Here is a 17,876-nt window from a genome sequence, read left to right as displayed (position 1 = left end):
CGCACAAGACGACGTCCAGACCCCGTACGGAAGTTGGGCGATCAGCCCCGGAAACAGATCGGATGAATCGGATCTCATTCGTGCACAGGGGCTGCGGACCGGCACGGCACACGCCGTAGTCTTGGTGACGCACGCAATGGAACTGCTGCCGGCGGCCGCCCCCACACGGCCGAACCGGTCGGAAGGAGGCGCTGGGTGATCGAGCTCGAGGGGGTACCCGAGCTGATCGACCCGGTCATGGTGGCCGCGTTCGAAGGCTGGAACGACGCCGGCGACGCCGCCTCCGCCGCGGTCGCACATCTGGACCGGGAGTGGAAGGGCGAGGTCTTCGCCGCGCTGGACGCCGAGGACTACTACGACTTCCAGGTGAACCGCCCGACCGTCTTCCTGGACGGCGGGGTGCGCAAGATCACCTGGCCGACGACCCGGCTCTCCGTCGTCCGCGTCGGCAACGCCAACGGCAAGGGGCGGGCCCGCGACCTGGTCCTGGTCCGCGGCATCGAGCCCAGCATGCGCTGGCGCTCGTTCTGCAACGAAATCCTCGGCTTCGCCCACGAGTTGGGCGTGGAGATGCTGGTGGTGCTGGGCTCGCTGCTCGGCGACACCCCGCACACCCGGCCGGTGCCGGTCAGCGGTGTCACCTCCGACGCGGACCTCGCCCGCCGGCTGGATCTGGAGGAGTCGCGCTACGAAGGCCCCACGGGCATCGTCGGCATCCTCCAGGAGGCCTGCACACACGCCGGAGTGCCCGCGGTGAGCCTGTGGGCCGCGGTGCCGCACTACGTCTCCCAGCCGCCCAACCCGAAGGCCAGCCTCGCCCTGCTCAACCGCCTGGAGGACCTGCTCGGCATCAGCATCCCGCTCGGCGAGCTGAGCGAGGACGCGCGGGCCTGGCAGCTGGGCGTGGACCAGCTGGCCGCCGAGGACAGCGAGGTGGCCGAGTACGTCCAGTCGCTGGAGGAGGCGCGGGACACCGCGGATCTGCCGGAGGCGTCCGGCGAGGCCATCGCCCGCGAGTTCGAGCGCTATCTGCGCCGCCGCGACCCGCAGTCCGGCCCCGGCGTGGCGACCGAGGGCGGGCTCGCCGACGGCCGCGACAGCTCCTACCTCCGCGACACCACCAGCGGGCGCACCCGCCCGCCCCGGCCGGCCCCCAAGGAGCCGCGCGAGCAGCGGCCCGCCGACGAGACCGGCCCGGGCCCCAAGGAGTCCGGCCCGGCCGACTCCGCGGACCGGCCCGAGGACGACGGCCCCGAGGACAGCTGACCGCGCGGGCACCGCACCGCACACCAGGGGCGCCGGACCGGCCGTCGAGCCGGTCCGGCGCCCCTGCCCCTCCCCGCGGGTCACCGCTGCGAATACCGGGGCGGCGGGCTCAGCGCGAACAGTGGAAGCGCGCCCCCGCCCAGTCACCGTGATCGCCGGACTTCTTGCCGTCGGTGTCGGTCACCTTCAGCCGTACGTGCCGGGCGCCGCCGAGCGGCACGTCCACCGGCACCGGCGCCGACCTCCCCGTCAGCTTCGGCGAGGTCCACAGCACCTTGCCGTCCGCCTCCACGGAGAACGCCACCTCCCCGTGGTCGCCGATCTCGTCGTCGATCCCGACGTCCGCGGTGAACGACGAACAGCGCCCGCCGGCGAAGAACTCCAGGTCCGACGCGGCGTGCGCCCCGATGCCCTTGGCGTAGGTCTTCCCGGCGAGGGTGAGCGGGCGGCCGTCCGCGGGCCCCGACTCACCGTTGCTGCGGTCCCGCTCCGCCGGCCCGTAGCCGTTGACCGCGCTCAGCCACTCCATATCGCCGGCCCAGCTGTCCGCGGTGGGCGCCGCCGGGACGGCCCGTACCTCGAAGCGGTGCACCGCGGTGCGCAGCGCCCCCGCCGCCCGGTAGCGGACGGTCGCGGTGACGGTCACCGGGTCGGCGCTCCTGGCGTCCTTGGGCGCGGTCAGCCGCAGGGCGTCCCGCTGGGTGGCACCGGCCGCGATCCGGCCGTGGCGCACCGGCCCGGAGACGCGCCAGCCCTTCGGCGCGGACAGCGACACCGACACATCCGTGGCGGCACGGGTGCCCGCCGTCACCGCCGTCCGTACGGTCGTCGGCGTGCCCTTGGTGACCTCCTGGCCGCCCGGCGTCGACACCGCGACCCCGGCGCCGGGCACCTTGCCGCCGACCGCACTCGCACCCTTCAGCACCAGGCCGAAGGCGCGGGCGGTGCTGCGGGAGGCGGTCTTGATCTGCACCACACCCGCGCGGTCCGCCGGGTCGTGGTACCAGCCCTCGTCCGCCGCCCGGAACGCCCGCGCGGACGGCAGCCGCTTCAGCGGACGGCCCGCCAGCTCGACCCCGCGCGGCGCGTCCCCGGTGTGCACGGTGAAGCGGTACGGCCGGGCCGTCTGCTTGCCCCGGTAGGAGCCCTTGAGGGCGCCTACGTCGATACGTACCTCCCCGCCGCCGGAGCGCGGCGCGGTGACCTGCACCAGCTGGGTGGCGCTCGCCCCGTCCCGGTGCGCCCGCGTCACCCCGTCGTCCTCGTAGAGGGTGAAGGAGGACCGCCCCTGCGGATAGATGTCCCAGGCCAGCGGCGAGGTGGCCGTCCGGTCCTGGTACGACCTGATGCCCGGCCACATCGGCACCGCGGCGCCCGCCCTGACGAACAGCGGCAGGGTGTCCAGCGGTGCGCTGTAGCCGTTGACCGTCACCGGCCCCTGATAGGTGCGCCCCGACCAGTAGTCGACCCAGGTGCCCTTCGGCAGGTAGATGCCGTCGCGGGTGTCGCTGTCCCGGTAGACGGGGGCGAGCAGGAAATCCTGGCCGGAGAGGAATTCGTACTTGGCGGCGTCCGTACCGGCCTTGGCGTCCCCGGGGTACTCCAGCGACAGCGGACGCACCGGCCCGACCCCGGTCCGGGTCGCCTCGGCCGCGTAGGAGTACATGTACGGCAGCAGCGACTCCTTGAGCTTCAGATACTTCCGGTTGATGGAGGTATAGGGATCGCCGTAGCGATAGGGCTGTTTGTCGCTCTCCGCCCAGCCGTCCATCGTCATCACCGCCGGCAGGAACGACTTCCACTGCATATCGCGGACGTAGGTCTTGGGGCTGCCGCCGAAAATGCCGTCCACATCGCCGGTCGTATAGGCGAGTCCGGACATGGTCGCGCCCGCGTAGGTCGGAATCTGCCAGCGGATGTAGTCCCACGTTCCGCTCTGGTCACCGGACCACTGGACACCGCACCGCTGGGCACCCGACCAGCTCTCCGGGGCCCAGGTGAAGCCCCGCGCATCGCTGTTGTCCTCGATGCCCCGGTAGGCGTCCTTGCAGCCGTCCAGCGCGAATTTGTAGCCCTCGCCGACCCAGGCGACATCGAGTTTGGCGACCCGCTGGCCCGCCTTGACCTGCTCGGCGAGTTTGCCGATACCGTCCTCGGTCCACAGTCCGAGCTTCATCTTCCGCTCGCCGAGGCCCTTCGACGTCTCGGCGAGGTTCTCGTAGCCGCAGCCATAGCCGTCGTTGACCAGCATCCAGCCGTTGGGCAGATCGTTCTTGGTATATCCGTCGGCTATTTTCAGGGCGTCCAGGGTGTGCCGCTCACCGCGGTTCGCATTGTGCAGATAGCAGTCCGAATCGCCGAGCTCCAGACCGTACAGCGGCGGCAGGAAGGGCTTTCCGGTCAGCGCGGTGTACTGGCCCAGGACGTCCTTGGTGCTCGGCCCGGCGAAGTAATAGGCGTCGAAACGCCGTTCCTTGGCGGAGGTCGTCACCGGGTCCTTGAAGGCATAGGTGTTGGGCGCATAGGTATTGCGGAAGACGCCGTAGCCCGCGGACGACAGGTAGAACGGGACGGAGTTGGGGTGCCCGCCGTCGTTCCAGTTGTAGTCGACGCCGACCTCGACGGCCTTGCCGCGGTGCGAGGTGTTGCCGCGTCCGTTCTGCATCCCGGCGCCGTAGAACTGCTCACCGGCGCCGCGCGCGAGGGTCTGGGTGGTGGTCTTGTCGTCCCAGCTCAGCCCCTTCGTCTCGGACCACACCAACGACCCGTCGGCGCGCCGCAGTTCGAAGCGGAGCGGGGACTTGAAGGCCTTCAGGGTGACCTGGGCGGTGCTGATCTCGTAGGCGACGCCGGCGTCGCGCCAGTGGGTGGCCGGCGGGGCGCCCTGCGGCAGCACGATGTCCTTGCCGGTGGGGTCGGAGAAGGTGCCGTCGGGGGCGAGTTCGAGGCGGAAGGTGCGGTCGGTGACGAAGCTGACGCGCGCCTCGGCCGGGCCGGCGTGCAGATGGTAGACGGGCCCGTCGGCGGCGAAGCCGGTGAGGTCACCGACGGTCCGGGCGGGCGCGGGATCCGCGGCCCGTACGCTGCCCGCCGGGCCGGCGACGGACACCACGAGCCCGAGCAGCGCGGCAACGACCGCCGCCCGCAGTCCTGTTGGTTTTCTCATGCCGCAGCTGTAGCGCGCGGCCGTGGCGGCCCACCATGGACTCTTGGGGCCGGACTGCTGGATTTCCGCGCCCGCCCGCACGGGAAACACCCCGCCCGCACGGAAAAAAGGGGGCGCCCCCGCCGGGTGGCGGAAGCGCCCCTGAGGACGGAAAGGTCAGCGGCCGGCCGTCACAGGGCCACACCGAGCAGCGCGTCGACCGCGCGGGAGACGAGACCGGGAGCGCCCTCGTCGGTGCCGCCGCCGGCCTCCTGGGCGGCGGCCCAGCGGTCCACCGCGGCCAGCGCGGCCGGCGCGTCCAGATCGTCGGCGAGCGCCGTACGGATCTCCTCCAGGAGGGCATCGGCGGACGGACCGTCAGGGCGGGAGACCGCGGCGCGCCAGCGCGCCAGCCGCGCCTCCGCGTCCCGCAGCACCTCGTCGGTCCACTCCCAGTCGGCCCGGTAGTGGTGCGCGAGCAGCGCGAGACGGATCGCGGCCGGGTCGGTGCCCTCGCGCCGGACCGTGGAGACGAAGACGAGGTTGCCCTTGGACTTGGACATCTTCTCGCCGTTCAGGGCCACCATCCCGGCGTGCACATACGCCTTGGCGAACGGGTGCGCGCCGGTGAGCGCCTGGGCGTGCGAGGCGCCCATCTCGTGGTGCGGGAAGGCCAGATCGGAGCCGCCGCCCTGCACGTCGAAGCCCATGCCGAGGTGGTCCAGGGCGATGGCGACACACTCGATGTGCCAGCCGGGCCGGCCGCGGCCCAGCGAGCCGCCGTCCCAGCTCGGCTCACCGTCCCGGGCGGCCATCCACAGCATCGGGTCGAGCGGGTTCTTCTTGCCCTCCCGCTCGGGGTCGCCGCCGCGCTCCGCGGACAGCAGCCGCATCGCCTCGGCGTCCAGACCGGAGACCTCGCCGAAGTGCGGGTCGGAGGCGACCGAGAAGTAGATGTCACCGTCCAGCTCGTAGGCCGCGCCGGCGTCGCGCAGCCGCTCCACCAGCGGGACGATGCCGGGTATGGACTCGACGGCGCCTATGTAGTGGCGCGGCGGCAGCATCCGCAGCGCCGTCATGTCCTCACGGAAGAGGGCGGTCTCGCGCTCGGCGAGCGCGGTCCAGTCGTCACCGGTCTTGTCGGCCCGCTCCAGCAGCGGATCGTCCACGTCGGTGACGTTCTGCACGTAGTGCACCTGGCGCTTCGTGTCGAGCCACACGCGCTGAACCAGGTCGAACGCGTTGTAGGTCGCCGCGTGCCCCATGTGGGTGGCGTCGTACGGCGTGATGCCGCAGACGTAGATACGGGCGACGGGACCGGGGTCGAGGGTCACCCGTCCGCCGGTCGCGGTGTCGTGGATCCTCAGGTCGCGGCCCTGACCAGGCAGGGCGGGGACCTCAGAAGCGGGCCATGCATGCATGCCTTGAGCGTAACCGGACGGATGTTCCGCATACGAACCGGACCACGGGTCTTGGCCGGAAAGGCGCTCTTGCGTTTGACAGCTCGACATGCAAGGGGCGCCCCGCACCGCGCCGGCGGTCAGACGGGCGGCCAGGGGATGGCGGGCCACTCACCGCTCGGCTCGGGGTGCCGGCCGCTGCGCAGCAGCGCGTCCACCCGCGCCCGCAGCGCCTCGATCTCGGCGTCCGTGATCAGTTCGGCCAGTCGGGCGGCGAGCGGCGCGGCATCCTCCAGCGCCTTGCGAAGGCCCCGCAGGACCTCGGCCGCCTCGTCGGTCAGCGGCTCCCCCGCCCAGCCCCACAGCAGCGTGCGCAGCTTGTCCTCGGCGTTGAAGGTCACCCCGTGGTCGATGGCGAAGAACTGTCCGCCGGCGCCGGGCAGCAGATGGCCGCCCTTGCGGTCACCGTTGTTGATCACCGCGTCCAGGACGGCGAGGCGGCGCAGCCGCGGATGGTCGGCGTGCACCAGCAGCGCGGTCCGCCCCTCGCCGAGCTCCGCGAACCCGACGGCCTTCCAGCCGGGCCCGGGCTCCTCGTCCTCCACCAGCGCCAGCAGCTCGGGCACCTCGTCGCTGCTCTCCGGCGGATCGATCCACTCCTGCACCATTCCGGTGCCGTACGGGCCGTCGCGCAGCACCGTCGGCGGGATCAGGTCCCAGCCACAGGCCTGGGAGACCTCGTACGCGGCGACCTCGCGCTGCGCGAGCGTGCCGTCGGGGAAGTCCCACAACGGCCGCTCGCCGGCGACCGGCTTGTAGACACAGTCGGCGCTGCGGCCGTCGTACTCGACCGTGCAGAACAGTACGGCGTTGGACGCCTCCCGGATGCGGCCGCGGACGGTCAGCTCCCCCTCGGCGAGGAAGGCGGGCGACAGCCCGGCACCTGCCCGCGGGGCCGGCTCCGGGGCGGACGCCGTCGCGCCGGACGGGCCCGCGGGACCGGGCAGCGGCCCGGCCGGCTCCACGGCGGGCTCCCCGGCGCTCAGGCGTCCCGTCGGTATCCGTTCTGGCGCGGACATACATGTCCCTCCGGGTCGAGCGGCAGACTGCACAGCGGGCACGGCGGGCGGCCCGCGTTGACGACTTCCAGCGCCCGCTTGGCGAACGCCCTGGCCATGGTTCCGGTGAGCCGCACCCGCAGCATCGGCGGGCCGTTCTCGTCGTCCTGGAGCAGCCGCTCCTCGGCGTCGGCGAGGTCCTCGTCGCTGTCCGCGTCCAGCTCCACCAGGGCCTGCGCCTCGATGATCATCCGCTCGTCCTCGCCGTCCCAGGCCAGCGCCATCGTGCCGACCCGGAACTCCTCCTCGACGGGAGTCTCCAGCGGAGCGGTGTCGGTCATCTCGGCGGGCGACACGGCGGGCACCGGCGCGTTGCCGCCGCTGCGCCGCACCACCTCGTCCAGCAGCTCGTCGATCCGCTCGGCGAGCGCCGCGACCTGCGTCTTCTCCAGGGCGACGCTGGTGGTGCGGCCGGCCGCGGTGGCCTGGAGGTAGAAGCTACGGCGGCCAGGCAGCCCGACCGTACCGGCCACGAAGCGGTCCGGCGAGTCGTAGAAGAACACCTGACGGGACAACGTCCTGCTCCGATTGCTCGACTGCGGGGTCACTGCGGTCGCTGCACGTCCTGCGGAACGCAGGGGCGTGGCGGGCAGCGCCGTCGCACCACCCTACTGCGCCGACTGATCACGCTGCGCCTGCACCACCACCGACGGCCGCGTCCCGGTCGGCCCCCGGCACGGCGCCGCCCTCCCGGGGCACCAGGGACGCGAAGTCGCCGGTGTCCCCCAGGCGTACGAGGTAGGGCCGCAGCCGGGTGTAGCGGACCACGGTCACCGAGCAGGGCTCGACGGAGACCCGCTGGAAGAGGTCGAGGTGCAGACCCAGTGCGTCGGCGACCAGCGCCTTGATGACATCGCCGTGCGAGCACATGGCGTAGACCGCCTCGGGGCCGTGCGCCTCCTCGATCCGGGCGTTCCAGTCGCGCACCGCGTCCACCGCGCGGGCCTGCATCGCCCGCATCGACTCGCCGCCGGGGAAGGCGGCCGAGGAGGGGTGCTGCTGGACGGCCTCCATCAGCGGCTCGTCGTTCAGCTCGGCGAGTTTGCGGCCCGACCAGTCGCCGTAGTCGCACTCACTGATCCGGTCCTCGATGTGCAGGGTGAGCCAGGGCCGGGCCTCCAGCAGCGGGGCCACCGTCTCCCGGCAGCGCTGGAGCGGACTGGAGACGACGGCGGTCAGCGGCACCTGGGCCAGCCGTGCGGGCAGCGCGGCGGACTGTTCGGCGCCGCGCTCGTCGAGGGCGACACCGGGCGCCCGCCCGGCGAGCACCCCGGCGGTGTTGGCGGTGGAGCGGCCGTGCCGCAGCAGGATCAGCGTGGGCATGACCGCCAGCCTACGTTCCCCGGCCGCCTTCCTGGCAGGCGTCCCAAGGACGCGCGAGAATGCCAGGTGTGATCGTGGACTGCGCCATCTACCAGGAAGGCCGCCGCACGGAGTGTGCGACGGACTTCTCCGACGCCCTGGAGGCGGCGCGGACCGAGGGGCACTCCTTCATGTGGCTGGGGATGTACGAGCCCACGGAGGACGAGTTCGAGCTCGTCAGATCCGAATTCGCCCTGCACCCGCTGGCCGTCGAGGACGCCCTCAAGGCGCACCAGCGGCCCAAGCTGGAGGTCTACGACGACTCCCTGTTCATGGTGCTGAAGCCGATCACCTACGACGTCGAGGCCGACACGGTGACCGCTTCGGAGCTGATGGTCTTCGTCGGCGACTCGTTCGTGGTGACCGTACGGCACGGCGAGGCCAGCCCCCTGGCGGCGGTGCGGCACCGGCTGGAGGAGCACCCGGAGATCCTGCGGCACGGCCCCGGGGCGGTGCTGTACGCGATCAGCGACGCGGTGGTCGACCACTACATCGAGGTGGCCGCCGAACTCCAGGTGGACCTGGAGGAGTTGGAGGCGGAGGTATTCGCTCCGGTACGCGGCAAGGACACCAGGAACACCGCCGCCGAGATCTACGCGTTCAAGCGCGAGGTACTGGAATTCCGGCGCGCGACCGGCCCGTTGGCAGAGCCGATGGCACGGCTGCAAGGCCCGGGGGTGCCGTTCGTGCACGACCACGCCCGGCCGTTCTTCCGCGACGTCGACGACCACCTCACCCGCGCCAACGAGTCGGTCGACGGCCTGGACCGGCTGCTCTCGGACATCCTCGCCGCCCATCTCGCACAGATGGGCGTACGGCAGAACGACGACATGCGCAAGATTTCGGCCTGGGCGGCGCTGGCGGCCGTACCGACCCTGATCGCCGGGATCTACGGCATGAACTTCAACGACATGCCCGAACTCAAATGGCACCTGGGCTACCCGGTGATCCTCGCCGTGATGGCCCTCATCGAGGTATCGCTCTACCGCCTCTTCAAGCGCCGCGGCTGGCTGTGACGCCCTGACCGCCGGTGGCCGGCCCTCAGGGCGCGCGACCTAGGCGAACTCCGGCTCGGACGTGGCCGGACCACCCAGCGCATCCCGCCGCTCGGGCATCTCCAGGGTGACCATCCGCCGCCAGCCGGCCAGCCGCTCATAGCCGTACGCCGCCCGGATCGCCGCGGCCAGCACCATGGACTTCGCCCTCGGCCAGTGCAGCAGCCGGCTCATATGGTCCATCACCGCCAGGCTCACGTCCCGGTAGACGGCGATCTCGGTACGCGCACACTCGTGCAGGGTCCGCTGGATGGTCCGGCCGTGCCCCGCGCGGGCCAGCTTCAGCAACTCCTCGTGGCAGTACGCGAGATGGTTCTCCTCGTCGTCGCAGATCATCCGGACCGCCTTGCCCACCTCGGGATGATCACCGAAGTGCTTCCTGAGCATCGCCATCTGGTCCGCCGCCCGTTGCTCCGTGACCCGGCTGTGCGCGAGGTAGGTGATGACGTCCAGCTCGGTCAGCGGCTCGTCGCGGCGCAGCTTGTCGTGCGCCAGACCGATGCCCGCCCGCTCCAGGAGCATGGTGTAGTCGGTCTCCTCGGGCACCTCGGTGGGCGTCAGTCCGCGCCGGCGCATCAGCGCCTGGAAGATCCGGCCGTGCTTGTCCTCGTCGGCGCCGTGCCGGGCGGCCTTGGGCGCCAGCTCCCGCATCGACGCCGGCAGCAGCGCCGCGATCCGGCCGTTCTCCCACCCGCCCTGGGCCTCGCCGCTGGCCGCGATGGAGCAGAACAGACGGTAGGAGTTGTCGTTGTCCACGATCTCCTGGAACAGGCTTCGGGCCGAGAGCATCTGCGCCACCTCCGAATGGACACACCCGTAAAGAACGAGTCAAAGGGTGTGTTCCGGCCGGGGCAACCGCAGCGGTTCTCCCGTTCCCCCGTTCGGACGAATCGCGCCGCCCGTCGCGGCGTAACCAGCCCGCCCGTCGCCCCGTTGAGCAGCGCGACGGCCGTGGCGGGGAAGACCCCCGAGCCCCCACCACGGCCGTGGGGCCCCGGGCCCGGCGCCACGGACGCGCCGGGCCCCGCACGCCCCGCACCGCTCCTCACCCGCGGCTCACGCCAGCCCGGCGCGCTCCAGGGCCTCGGTGCCGGCCCGCAGCGAGGCCACCCGCTCCTCGAGCGTGAAGCCGGCCGGGGCCACCGTCAGGGTCGTCACCCCGGCCGCCGCATAGGCCTGCATCCGCTCCGCGATCCGCTCCACCGAACCCAGCAGCGTCGTCTGGTCGATCAGCCGCTCCGGGATCGCCGCGGCAGCGCCCTCCTTGTCGCCGGACAGGTACTTGCTCTGGATCTCGGCCGCCTCCTTCTCGTAGCCCATCCGCTGCGCCAGCTGGTTGTAGAAGTTCTGCTTGGGGCTGCCCATACCGCCGACGTACAGCGCGGTGTACGGGCGGAACATGTCGACCAGCGCGCTGACGTCCTTGTCCGCGCCCACGGCCAGCGGCAGCGTCGGGCAGACGTCGAAGCCCTCCATCGTCAGGCCCGCCTTCTCCCGGCCGGCCCGGAGGTGAGCGAGGGCGGTCTCCTCCAGGTGGTCGGCGGAGGGGAAGATCAGCAGCGCGCCGTCGGCGATCTCACCGGTCTGCTGAAGGTTCTTCGGGCCGATCGCGGCGATGTAGAGCGGGATGTGCTCGCGCTGCGGATGGACGGTCAGCTTCAGCGGCTTGCCGGGACCGCCGGGCAGCGGCAGCGTCCAGTGCTCGCCCTCGTAGGACAGCCGCTCGCGCGTCATCGCCTTACGGACAATGTCGACGTACTCACGGGTGCGCCCCAGCGGCTTGTCGAACTTGACGCCGTACCAGCCCTCGGAGACCTGCGGCCCCGACACACCGAGGCCCAGCCGGAACCGGCCCCCCGAGAGGGAGTCCAGGGTCGCCGCCGTCATCGCGGTCATCGCGGGCGTACGCGCCGGAATCTGGAAGATCGCCGACCCGATGTCGATCCGCTCGGTCTGGGCGGCGACCCAGGAGAGCACGGTCGCGGCGTCGGACCCGTAGGCCTCGGCAGCCCAGCAGACGGAGTAACCGAGGCGATCGGCCTCCTGCGCCACCGCGAGATTGTCGGAGTCCATCCCCGCGCCCCAGTAGCCGAGGTTGATGCCAAGCCTCATGCCGCTCCCCTTACCGATCAGTAACGTCACTGTTGCGGGGACTGTAGCGCGCACCCGAGTCTCGTCAAAGCCCCTCCCCGAGGCTCCTCCCGCACACCGGAACCGGCGCCGCCGCCCCCCTCCAGGCACCCCACCCGGCCGCACGCCCCGCCCTCCCCGTAGCTCCCGCGCAGGCCACGAAGGACGGCAGGACCGCCAGGACTTCGTCGGCGTCCCCCTCGCACGCCGGGCGCCCTCGGCGGGTTGTCCACAGGTCCACTGTTCCGGCCGCGTGGCGCGTAATCTCAAGCCCCATGGAGCAAAGGCACCTGGGCCGAACGGGCCTTCGCGTGTCCCGGCTCGGGCTCGGCACCCTGAACTGGGCCCGCGACACGGACGAGCACGAAGCCGCCGACCAGCTCAAGACGTTCTGGGAGGCCGGCGGCACCCTCGTGGACACCGCCGACATCTACGCCGACGGCGGCGCCGAGTACCTCCTGGGCCGGCTGACCGAAGGACTCGTTCCACGCCACGACCTGGTGATCGCCACCAAGGCCGGCAGCGTCCTGGAGACGGACCGCAGGGTCGACGGCTCCCGGCGCCACCTCCTCGCCGCCCTGGACGCCTCCCTGGAGCGGCTGGGCACGGACTACGTCGACCTGTGGCAACTGCACGCCTTCGACCCCCACACCCCCCTGGAGGAGACCCTCCAGGCCCTCGACCTCGCCGTCACCAGCGGCCGGGCCCGCTACGTGGGGCTGGCCAACTTCTCCGGCTGGCAGCTCGCCAAGGCCGCCACCTGGCAGCTCGCCGAACCCGGCCTACGCAACCGCCTGGCCGGCACACAGATGGAGTACTCCCTCCTCCAGCGCGGCATCGAACGCGAGGTCCTGCCCGCGGCCCTGGACCTCGGCATCGGCGTACTGCCCTCCTCACCGCTCGGCAGAGGCGTCCTGACCGGCAAGTACCGCCACGCCACCCCGGCCGATTCACGCGGCGCCTCGGACCATCTGGCGGGATTCGTCGCGCCCTACCTCGACGAGACCGCGGGCCGGGTCGTCGACGCCGTCGCCACCGCCGCCGACGGCCTCGCCGTCACTCCGCTCCATGTCGCGCTCGCCTGGGTCCGCGACCGCCCCGGAGTGGCCGCGCCGATCGTCGGCGCGCGCACAGCGCAGCAGCTCAGAGCGGCATTGTCAGTGGAGACCCTTAGTCTTCCTGACGAGATCCGCCGGGCGCTGGACGATGTGTCGGCTCCGGTGCACCACTACCCCGATCACGACTGGAGCACGCTGTGAGTACCGACCGCCGCGCCGGCGAAACCCCGCCCGAGCAGCAGGGAGCGAAGGAGCCCTCGGCGGCCGGACCGGACAAGGCGACCGCGGCGGCGCTGGCGGCGGCCGTACGGGCCGTGGAGAGCGGCGAACGCTCAGCCGCCTCGTTCTTCAACGACACCCCCCGCCCCACCAAAACAGCCACTCCCACCACCCCCCAGCCCCCCACAGCCACCAGCACCAACACCCCTCAGCCCACCTCCCCCACACCGCTGGCCCCCCAGCCGCCCCAGCACCGCACCGCACCCGAGACGGCGTCCAGGCCCACCCCAACTTCGGCCCCGACCCCGGCCGGAGGAGCTACAGCAGGCCCCACCCCGGCCCCCACCACCGCTCCCCCTGCCAACACTGCTCCCACCGCTCCCACCGCTCCCGGCATCGACGGCGTACGGCAGATCCTCGCGGCGGGCGGCGCTCCGGAGGCGCTGGCGGAGAAGGCCCTCGCGGTGCTCGGCGAACAGGCCGCCGAGGCCCTGCGCGAGGACCCCTGGCAGCTGCTCGGCGTACCCGGGGTGCGCCCCGAACAGGCCGACGGCTTCGCGCGGGCACTCCTGGGCGCCGCGGCCGGACCCGGCGACGACCGACGGGCCCAGGCACTGATCATCTGGCTGCTGGAACAGGCAGCCGTGGCCGGGCACTCCGCCCTCGAAGCCACCGCCCTGCGTGCGGCGCTCACCCAGCGCTCGGTACCCGAACCCGACGACGCCCTCCAGACCGCCATCGCAGAAGGCGCGGTGCTGGTCTTCCAGGACGCCATCGAAGAGCCGGGCCGCCCCCGCCCCGCCACGGACGACGACGAGGAGGCCGAGCAGCCGGTCCGGATCCTGCTCGGCCTGGACCGCTTCGCCATGGCCGAGGAGAGCGTCGCCGACGGCCTGGCCAGACTGCTCAACACCTTCGAACCCCCCACCCCCACCGAGACCGCCGCCGAGGCCGCAGACGACCGCCCCGAGAACGCCACGAGCGACCGGGCCGAGCCCGAAACCGCCACCGGGGCGGACGCCGGCGCGGACGCGGGCGTGGGCGCGGACGACCACACGGCAGCCGATACCGGCGCGGACGCGGACGAACGCACAGCGGACGCCTCCGGGGCGGACGCCGACGAACGCACACCAGCCGACACCAGCACGGACGCCGACGCACACACACCAGCCGACACCGAAACCCCCACTACCGATACCGACAACAGCCCCCCACAGGACGCTCGGCACGACGCAGCGGAGGCAGAGGGCCCGGCACCCGCCCGCCTGGCCCCCTCCCCCGCCGACTGGGAGGCCGCAGCTGCCGCCGTCCCCTCCCCCTGCGCCGCGGAGCTGATCCGCGCCGCCGCAACGAGCGGCCTGGTCGCACACACCGGCGCCGAGGCAGCCCGCGCCGAGCCCGCCGCGCTGATCGCCGCCGCCCGCTCCCTGGGCCTCCGGGCCTACGGCGCCACCCACACCGAGAACGGCCGCCAACGCCTGGCCGCAGACCTCACCAAGACCACACCCGTCGGCACCACGCCCGCCGGCACCACCCCCACAGACTCACCCGGAACAAACCCAACCCCGGCCTCAACCACGGCTGCGGCGCCGCCCCCCACCACGGCCGCCGCCCCGGGCGCAGCGGCGGTGACCGTATCCGGCCTGCTCTCCGGCAAGGAGGGCCCCGGCCGGGACGCGGACGGCGCGCTCGCCCTCGATGTGCTGGTCGTGCTGGACGCCCCGCAGCTGGATCTGGAGACCGCCGCGCTGCTCGTCGAGTCGCTGGCCGACGGCACCCGGCTCATCCTCAGCGGCGACCCCGGTGTCCTGTGGTCCGCCGGCCCCGGCCGCCTCTTCGCCGACCTGCTCGCAGCCCGCTGCTGCCCCCAGGTCGCCTCCCGTACCCCGGACTTCGGCCCGATCGGCGAGCTGGTGTCGGGCATCGGCATCGGCGAACTGAGCCAGGTCGAGGCGCCCGGCAAGGAGGTGGTGATCGTCCCGGTCCGGGATGCCGGCGAAGCGGTGCACCGCACCGTCCAACTGGTCGCCGACTCCGTGCCCCGCGCACTCGGTGTCCCCGCGGACCAGACCCAGGTCATCACGGTCGGCCACGGCGGTGCGGCCGGCACCCGCGTCCTGAACGCCGCCCTCAAGGAACGCCTCAACCCCGGCCCCGGACGCTTCGGCGGCTTCGACCCCGGCGACCGCGCCGCATACTCCCTGGCACCCGGCCGTACGCTCCCCGGCACGATCACCGGCGCGGACACGGCAGGCCTCCACCTCGATTGCGAGGGCACCACCCTCGTGGTCCCGCGCGACCAGGTCGCCGCCGGCGCCGTACGCCACGCCTGGGCCCTCACCGCCCACCAGGCCGCCGGAATGCGCTGGCCGGCCGCGGTGGTCGTACTGCCCGGTGACGCAACCGGCGGCCTGACCCGGCCCTGGGTCTACACCGCCTTCAGCCGCGGCGAACAACACCTATCGGTGGTCCAGGGCGCCGACCAAGCCCTCGCCCAAGCCGTCACCAACATCCCCGCCAAGCCCCGCACCACCCGCCTCCGCACCCTCCTAACCCCCGCCCCCACCTCCGACACCCCCGCCTAACCCGAAACCCAACAACCCAACAACCCAACGCACCCCACCCCCCACCACCCGTCACACAATGCAACAACGACCCGGAACTAATAACTCTCCGTAATCGTTGCCGGAAAAGAAGAGGCCCCCAGGCACCCACAAAGCCAGCACACAAGCCCCCCCCCCGCCCACGCCACCGAACCCCAAAACTCCAGAACCCGGACAGGCCTGGGCACCCCTCAACACAGCACCACGCCCCGCGCCCAGCCACTCCAGGCCACAGCTCGCACCCTGACAACGACCTAGCGGCCCGGCCGCCAGCCCGTCACCCACCCCACCCCCCACCCAACCCACCCACACCCACCCGAGGACGGGCCCGGCGGACACCACCCTGCCGCCTCGAAGTGGGGCAGCGGCCAGCTCTCTCCCTCGCTCGTGGGTACGCCCAGGGTGGATCCGCCTGGCTACGCCGTCACCGTTCCCGGTCGAGCGGTTCCAGTAGGTCGTCGTCGCCGCCCAGTTCCTCGTCGAAGACTGCGCTGACGTCGAAGCGGCAGACGACGCGTTGGGGATCTGCCTGGTCGAAGGGGGCGGACAGCCACTCACCGGGTTCGGCCGGTTCGTCGGCGGCGGCTACCCAGAGGGTGGAGTCGCCCTCCTCCAGGCCGAACTCCTTGTGGCGGGAGGCGATCTCGTCCGGTTCGAACTCGCCGAACAGGACGCCGAGGGCCGCGTGGACGCTGCTGCCGACGACGGCGGCCGCGTCGGCTCGCTCGCCGCCGTTGCCGACCGCTTCGTCGGCGGCGTCGGGGTCGAGGTCGGCGATGCGCTGGGCCTGGTGCAGCAGGCGCTGCGGTTCGGCGACGGTGTAGTCGCGGCGGATCAGCACGCTCAGCGCGCTCGGCTCGTCCGGGCCCGCGTAGGCGGGCAGGGTGTCGCTTCCCGGGATCTCGAAGGGGGTGACTTCGTCGTAGGTGTCGTAGAGCAGCTCGTCATAGACCTCAGCCGCCGCGGCGAGCTCGTCGAACGCGGCGTAGACAGCCGGGTCGTCCTGCCCCGAGCGGCGTTCGACCGCGTCGAGGTGACGGTCCAGCGCGGCTTTGACCGCCTCGGCGGCGGCACGTACCTCGGCAGCGGAAGGCTGCGCAGCATCAGACATAGTGCAGACGCTATCCGTACCTGGGCCGGTCCCGCACAATAGATGCGATGCCGGAATACGAATTCTGCGATGTGTATGTGCCACGGGGAGTGTCCCGGAAGGCCGCCACACGCCTGCTGACCGACCATGCCGAGTACGGACACTGGGAGTTGGACCGCTTGCGGCTGAATCCGGACGGGAGCCGCAAGGTGCGGCTGCGCCGGCGGATCATCCGCCAGCTTCGCGCCACGTGGTGAGCGCCCCGGCGGGGTGAGTGCAGCAGAGGCCGGGTGAGTACAGCAGAGCGGGCCCCGTGGTGGGGCCCGCTCTGTGGTGCGCCGGTGCACCGAGCGTGGAGGCAGCGGTGCGTGGGCGCGCCGGTGCGCCTGCGTACTGTCCGCGGTTGTTCAGTGGCGGACGGTGGGCGCGGTGGTGCTACCGCAGGTGGTTACCTGCGGGCGGCGCGTGCCCTGCGGTAGAGCACGGCACCTCCGAGCAGCAGTCCGGCGCTGGCCGGTACCGCGTAGCCGATCGTCCCGGCGCCCGTGTGCGCGAGCTGCTGCGGCGCGGCAGGCTTCGCGGGGGTCACGGTCGGGTTGTGCGGTCCGGTCTGCGGCCGCGTTCCGGGGTGCGCCGGGTGGTGCGGGGTGCTCGGGTGGTGCGTTCCCGGGTGGTGCGGCTTGCTCGGGTGCTCGGGCTTGCCCGGGTGGTGCGGCTTCCCGGGGTGGTGCGGCTTGCCCGGGTGGTGGGGCTTGCCCGGGTGTTCCGGGTGCCCGGGGTGGTGCGGCACCGACGGCGTCTCGTTGGCGCAGCCGTTGCCGAACACCGGGTTGAGCACCCCGCCGGCGTCGACGGTGTTGCCGCAGGCGTTCACCGGTACGTCGACGGGTGCCTGGACGTTGTTGCCCGAGCCGACACCGGGCGAGTTCGCGGTGCCGCCGGCGGCGCCGGCGCCGTGGTGGTTGCCGCCGCCCTGGTGGCCACCGTGATGGTTGCCGCCGTGGTGGTTACCGCCGACGTCGTTGGCGCAGCCGTTGCCGAACGCCGGGTTGAGCAGTCCGACCACGTTGACGGTGTTGCCGCAGGCGTTCACCGGTACGTGGACGGGTGCCTGGACGTTGTTGCCGGATCCCACGCCGGGTGAGTTGGCCGCGCCTCCGGCGGCCCCCGCATCCGCGTATGCGTAGCCGGCGGCTGCGGCGAGTACGCCGCCGGCCGCCGCCATCGTGATCAGGCCCTTTCGTGCGACCTGTCTCATAGATTGTTCCCCTGCCTAGTGCCTTACAGGAATACGTGCGAGTAGCGGCCCCTTTGGAGGGAACCGAGAGATCCACCCGCCCGCCGAAATACCCCGAGGTTCCGCAATGCATGGCGAGCATTCCGGAGCCGAGCCGGATCAGACCCTTACGGGTGCAGGTACAACGTCAAAT

General features: G+C 72.2%; 14 protein-coding genes. 5 read left to right on the top strand and 9 right to left on the bottom strand.

The annotated features are described in order from the left end of the window. The first annotated feature begins 195 nt into the window (after positions 1-195). Positions 196-1,266: a PAC2 family protein gene (locus tag ACZ55A_RS25230; protein ID WP_468844191.1), complete on the top strand. Its 1,071-nt coding sequence runs from the start codon at positions 196-198 to the stop codon at positions 1,264-1,266. Positions 1,267-1,375: 109 nt separating this feature from the next. Here ACZ55A_RS25230 and ACZ55A_RS25225 read toward each other — a convergent pair whose 3' ends face one another. From ACZ55A_RS25225 to ACZ55A_RS25205, 5 genes are all read right to left on the bottom strand, one after another. Continuing rightward, complete coding sequence (locus tag ACZ55A_RS25225) at positions 1,376-4,432, bottom strand: NPCBM/NEW2 domain-containing protein (RefSeq protein ID WP_468844188.1); 3,057 nt, start codon at positions 4,430-4,432, stop codon at positions 1,376-1,378. A 170-nt stretch (positions 4,433-4,602) separates the two neighbouring features. Next, entirely contained in the window at positions 4,603-5,832 is a 1,230-nt protein-coding gene (gene mshC, locus ACZ55A_RS25220) for a cysteine--1-D-myo-inosityl 2-amino-2-deoxy-alpha-D-glucopyranoside ligase (protein ID WP_468844185.1), read from the bottom strand. A 119-nt stretch (positions 5,833-5,951) separates the two neighbouring features. After that, positions 5,952-6,890: an SCO1664 family protein gene (locus ACZ55A_RS25215; RefSeq protein ID WP_468844183.1), complete on the bottom strand. Its 939-nt coding sequence runs from the start codon at positions 6,888-6,890 to the stop codon at positions 5,952-5,954. Further along, positions 6,854-7,444, bottom strand: coding sequence for a DUF3090 domain-containing protein (locus ACZ55A_RS25210; protein ID WP_468844181.1), 591 nt, complete (start codon positions 7,442-7,444; stop codon positions 6,854-6,856). The genes ACZ55A_RS25215 and ACZ55A_RS25210 overlap by 37 nt, the downstream gene beginning before the upstream one ends. 109 nt (positions 7,445-7,553) lie before the next feature. Continuing rightward, positions 7,554-8,252 carry a histidine phosphatase family protein gene (locus ACZ55A_RS25205; RefSeq protein ID WP_468844179.1) on the bottom strand — a complete coding sequence of 233 codons (699 nt, stop codon included), beginning with the start codon at positions 8,250-8,252 and terminating at the stop codon, positions 7,554-7,556. A 59-nt stretch (positions 8,253-8,311) separates the two neighbouring features. Between ACZ55A_RS25205 and corA the strand changes: the two genes are divergently transcribed. After that, complete coding sequence (corA, locus tag ACZ55A_RS25200) at positions 8,312-9,307, top strand: magnesium/cobalt transporter CorA (RefSeq protein ID WP_468844177.1); 996 nt, start codon at positions 8,312-8,314, stop codon at positions 9,305-9,307. Positions 9,308-9,346: 39 nt separating this feature from the next. On the opposite strand, the gene ACZ55A_RS25195 is transcribed toward corA, so the two are convergent. Further along, complete coding sequence (locus ACZ55A_RS25195; RefSeq protein ID WP_468844175.1) at positions 9,347-10,135, bottom strand: ferritin-like domain-containing protein; 789 nt, start codon at positions 10,133-10,135, stop codon at positions 9,347-9,349. A 267-nt stretch (positions 10,136-10,402) separates the two neighbouring features. Further along, positions 10,403-11,458 (bottom strand): LLM class F420-dependent oxidoreductase, encoded by a 1,056-nt coding sequence (locus ACZ55A_RS25190; protein WP_468844172.1) that lies wholly within the window; start codon positions 11,456-11,458, stop codon positions 10,403-10,405. 293 nt (positions 11,459-11,751) lie between these two features. On the opposite strand from ACZ55A_RS25190, the gene ACZ55A_RS25185 reads away from it, so the two are divergent. Together ACZ55A_RS25185 and ACZ55A_RS25180 are read left to right on the top strand one after the other, a co-directional pair. Further along, positions 11,752-12,735, top strand: a complete 984-nt coding sequence (locus ACZ55A_RS25185; RefSeq protein WP_468844170.1) for an aldo/keto reductase — start codon at positions 11,752-11,754, stop codon at positions 12,733-12,735. After that, a complete protein-coding gene (locus tag ACZ55A_RS25180) occupies positions 12,732-15,338 on the top strand; it encodes a helix-hairpin-helix domain-containing protein (RefSeq protein ID WP_468844166.1) in 2,607 nt (868 codons plus the stop codon). The genes ACZ55A_RS25185 and ACZ55A_RS25180 overlap by 4 nt, the downstream gene beginning before the upstream one ends. Positions 15,339-15,780: 442 nt before the next feature. Here ACZ55A_RS25180 and ACZ55A_RS25175 read toward each other — a convergent pair whose 3' ends face one another. Continuing rightward, a complete protein-coding gene (locus tag ACZ55A_RS25175; RefSeq protein ID WP_468844137.1) occupies positions 15,781-16,467 on the bottom strand; it encodes a hypothetical protein in 687 nt (228 codons plus the stop codon). A gap of 47 nt (positions 16,468-16,514) precedes the next feature. Here ACZ55A_RS25175 and ACZ55A_RS25170 point away from each other — a divergent pair, with 47 nt between their 5' ends. Continuing rightward, the gene (locus tag ACZ55A_RS25170; RefSeq protein ID WP_006607658.1) at positions 16,515-16,703 is read left to right on the top strand and encodes a DUF5703 family protein; all 189 of its coding nucleotides are present in this window, start codon (positions 16,515-16,517) and stop codon (positions 16,701-16,703) included. Between the two features lie 191 nt (positions 16,704-16,894). Here the strand turns inward: ACZ55A_RS25170 and ACZ55A_RS25165 are convergent, their stop codons facing one another. Next, positions 16,895-17,704: a chaplin gene (locus ACZ55A_RS25165; protein ID WP_468844133.1), complete on the bottom strand. Its 810-nt coding sequence runs from the start codon at positions 17,702-17,704 to the stop codon at positions 16,895-16,897. Positions 17,705-17,876: the final 172 nt, after the last annotated feature.

The sequence above is a fragment of the Streptomyces sp. NPDC034111 genome (genome assembly GCF_055575375.1).
This window is presented reverse-complemented; position numbering and strand designations above follow the sequence as displayed.

Coding starts and splice junctions, on each gene's coding strand:
- ACZ55A_RS25185 (WP_468844170.1), top strand. CDS start 11,752: ATGGAGCAAAGGCACCTGGGCCGAACGGGCCTTCGCGTGTCCCGGCTC.
- ACZ55A_RS25170 (WP_006607658.1), top strand. CDS start 16,515: ATGCCGGAATACGAATTCTGCGATGTGTATGTGCCACGGGGAGTGTCC.
- ACZ55A_RS25195 (WP_468844175.1), bottom strand. CDS start 10,135: ATGCTCTCGGCCCGAAGCCTGTTCCAGGAGATCGTGGACAACGACAAC.
- ACZ55A_RS25165 (WP_468844133.1), bottom strand. CDS start 17,704: ATGAGACAGGTCGCACGAAAGGGCCTGATCACGATGGCGGCGGCCGGC.
- corA (WP_468844177.1), top strand. CDS start 8,312: ATGCCAGGTGTGATCGTGGACTGCGCCATCTACCAGGAAGGCCGCCGC.
- ACZ55A_RS25225 (WP_468844188.1), bottom strand. CDS start 4,432: ATGAGAAAACCAACAGGACTGCGGGCGGCGGTCGTTGCCGCGCTGCTC.
- mshC (WP_468844185.1), bottom strand. CDS start 5,832: ATGCATGCATGGCCCGCTTCTGAGGTCCCCGCCCTGCCTGGTCAGGGC.
- ACZ55A_RS25175 (WP_468844137.1), bottom strand. CDS start 16,467: ATGTCTGATGCTGCGCAGCCTTCCGCTGCCGAGGTACGTGCCGCCGCC.
- ACZ55A_RS25215 (WP_468844183.1), bottom strand. CDS start 6,890: ATGTCCGCGCCAGAACGGATACCGACGGGACGCCTGAGCGCCGGGGAG.
- ACZ55A_RS25190 (WP_468844172.1), bottom strand. CDS start 11,458: ATGAGGCTTGGCATCAACCTCGGCTACTGGGGCGCGGGGATGGACTCC.
- ACZ55A_RS25205 (WP_468844179.1), bottom strand. CDS start 8,252: ATGCCCACGCTGATCCTGCTGCGGCACGGCCGCTCCACCGCCAACACC.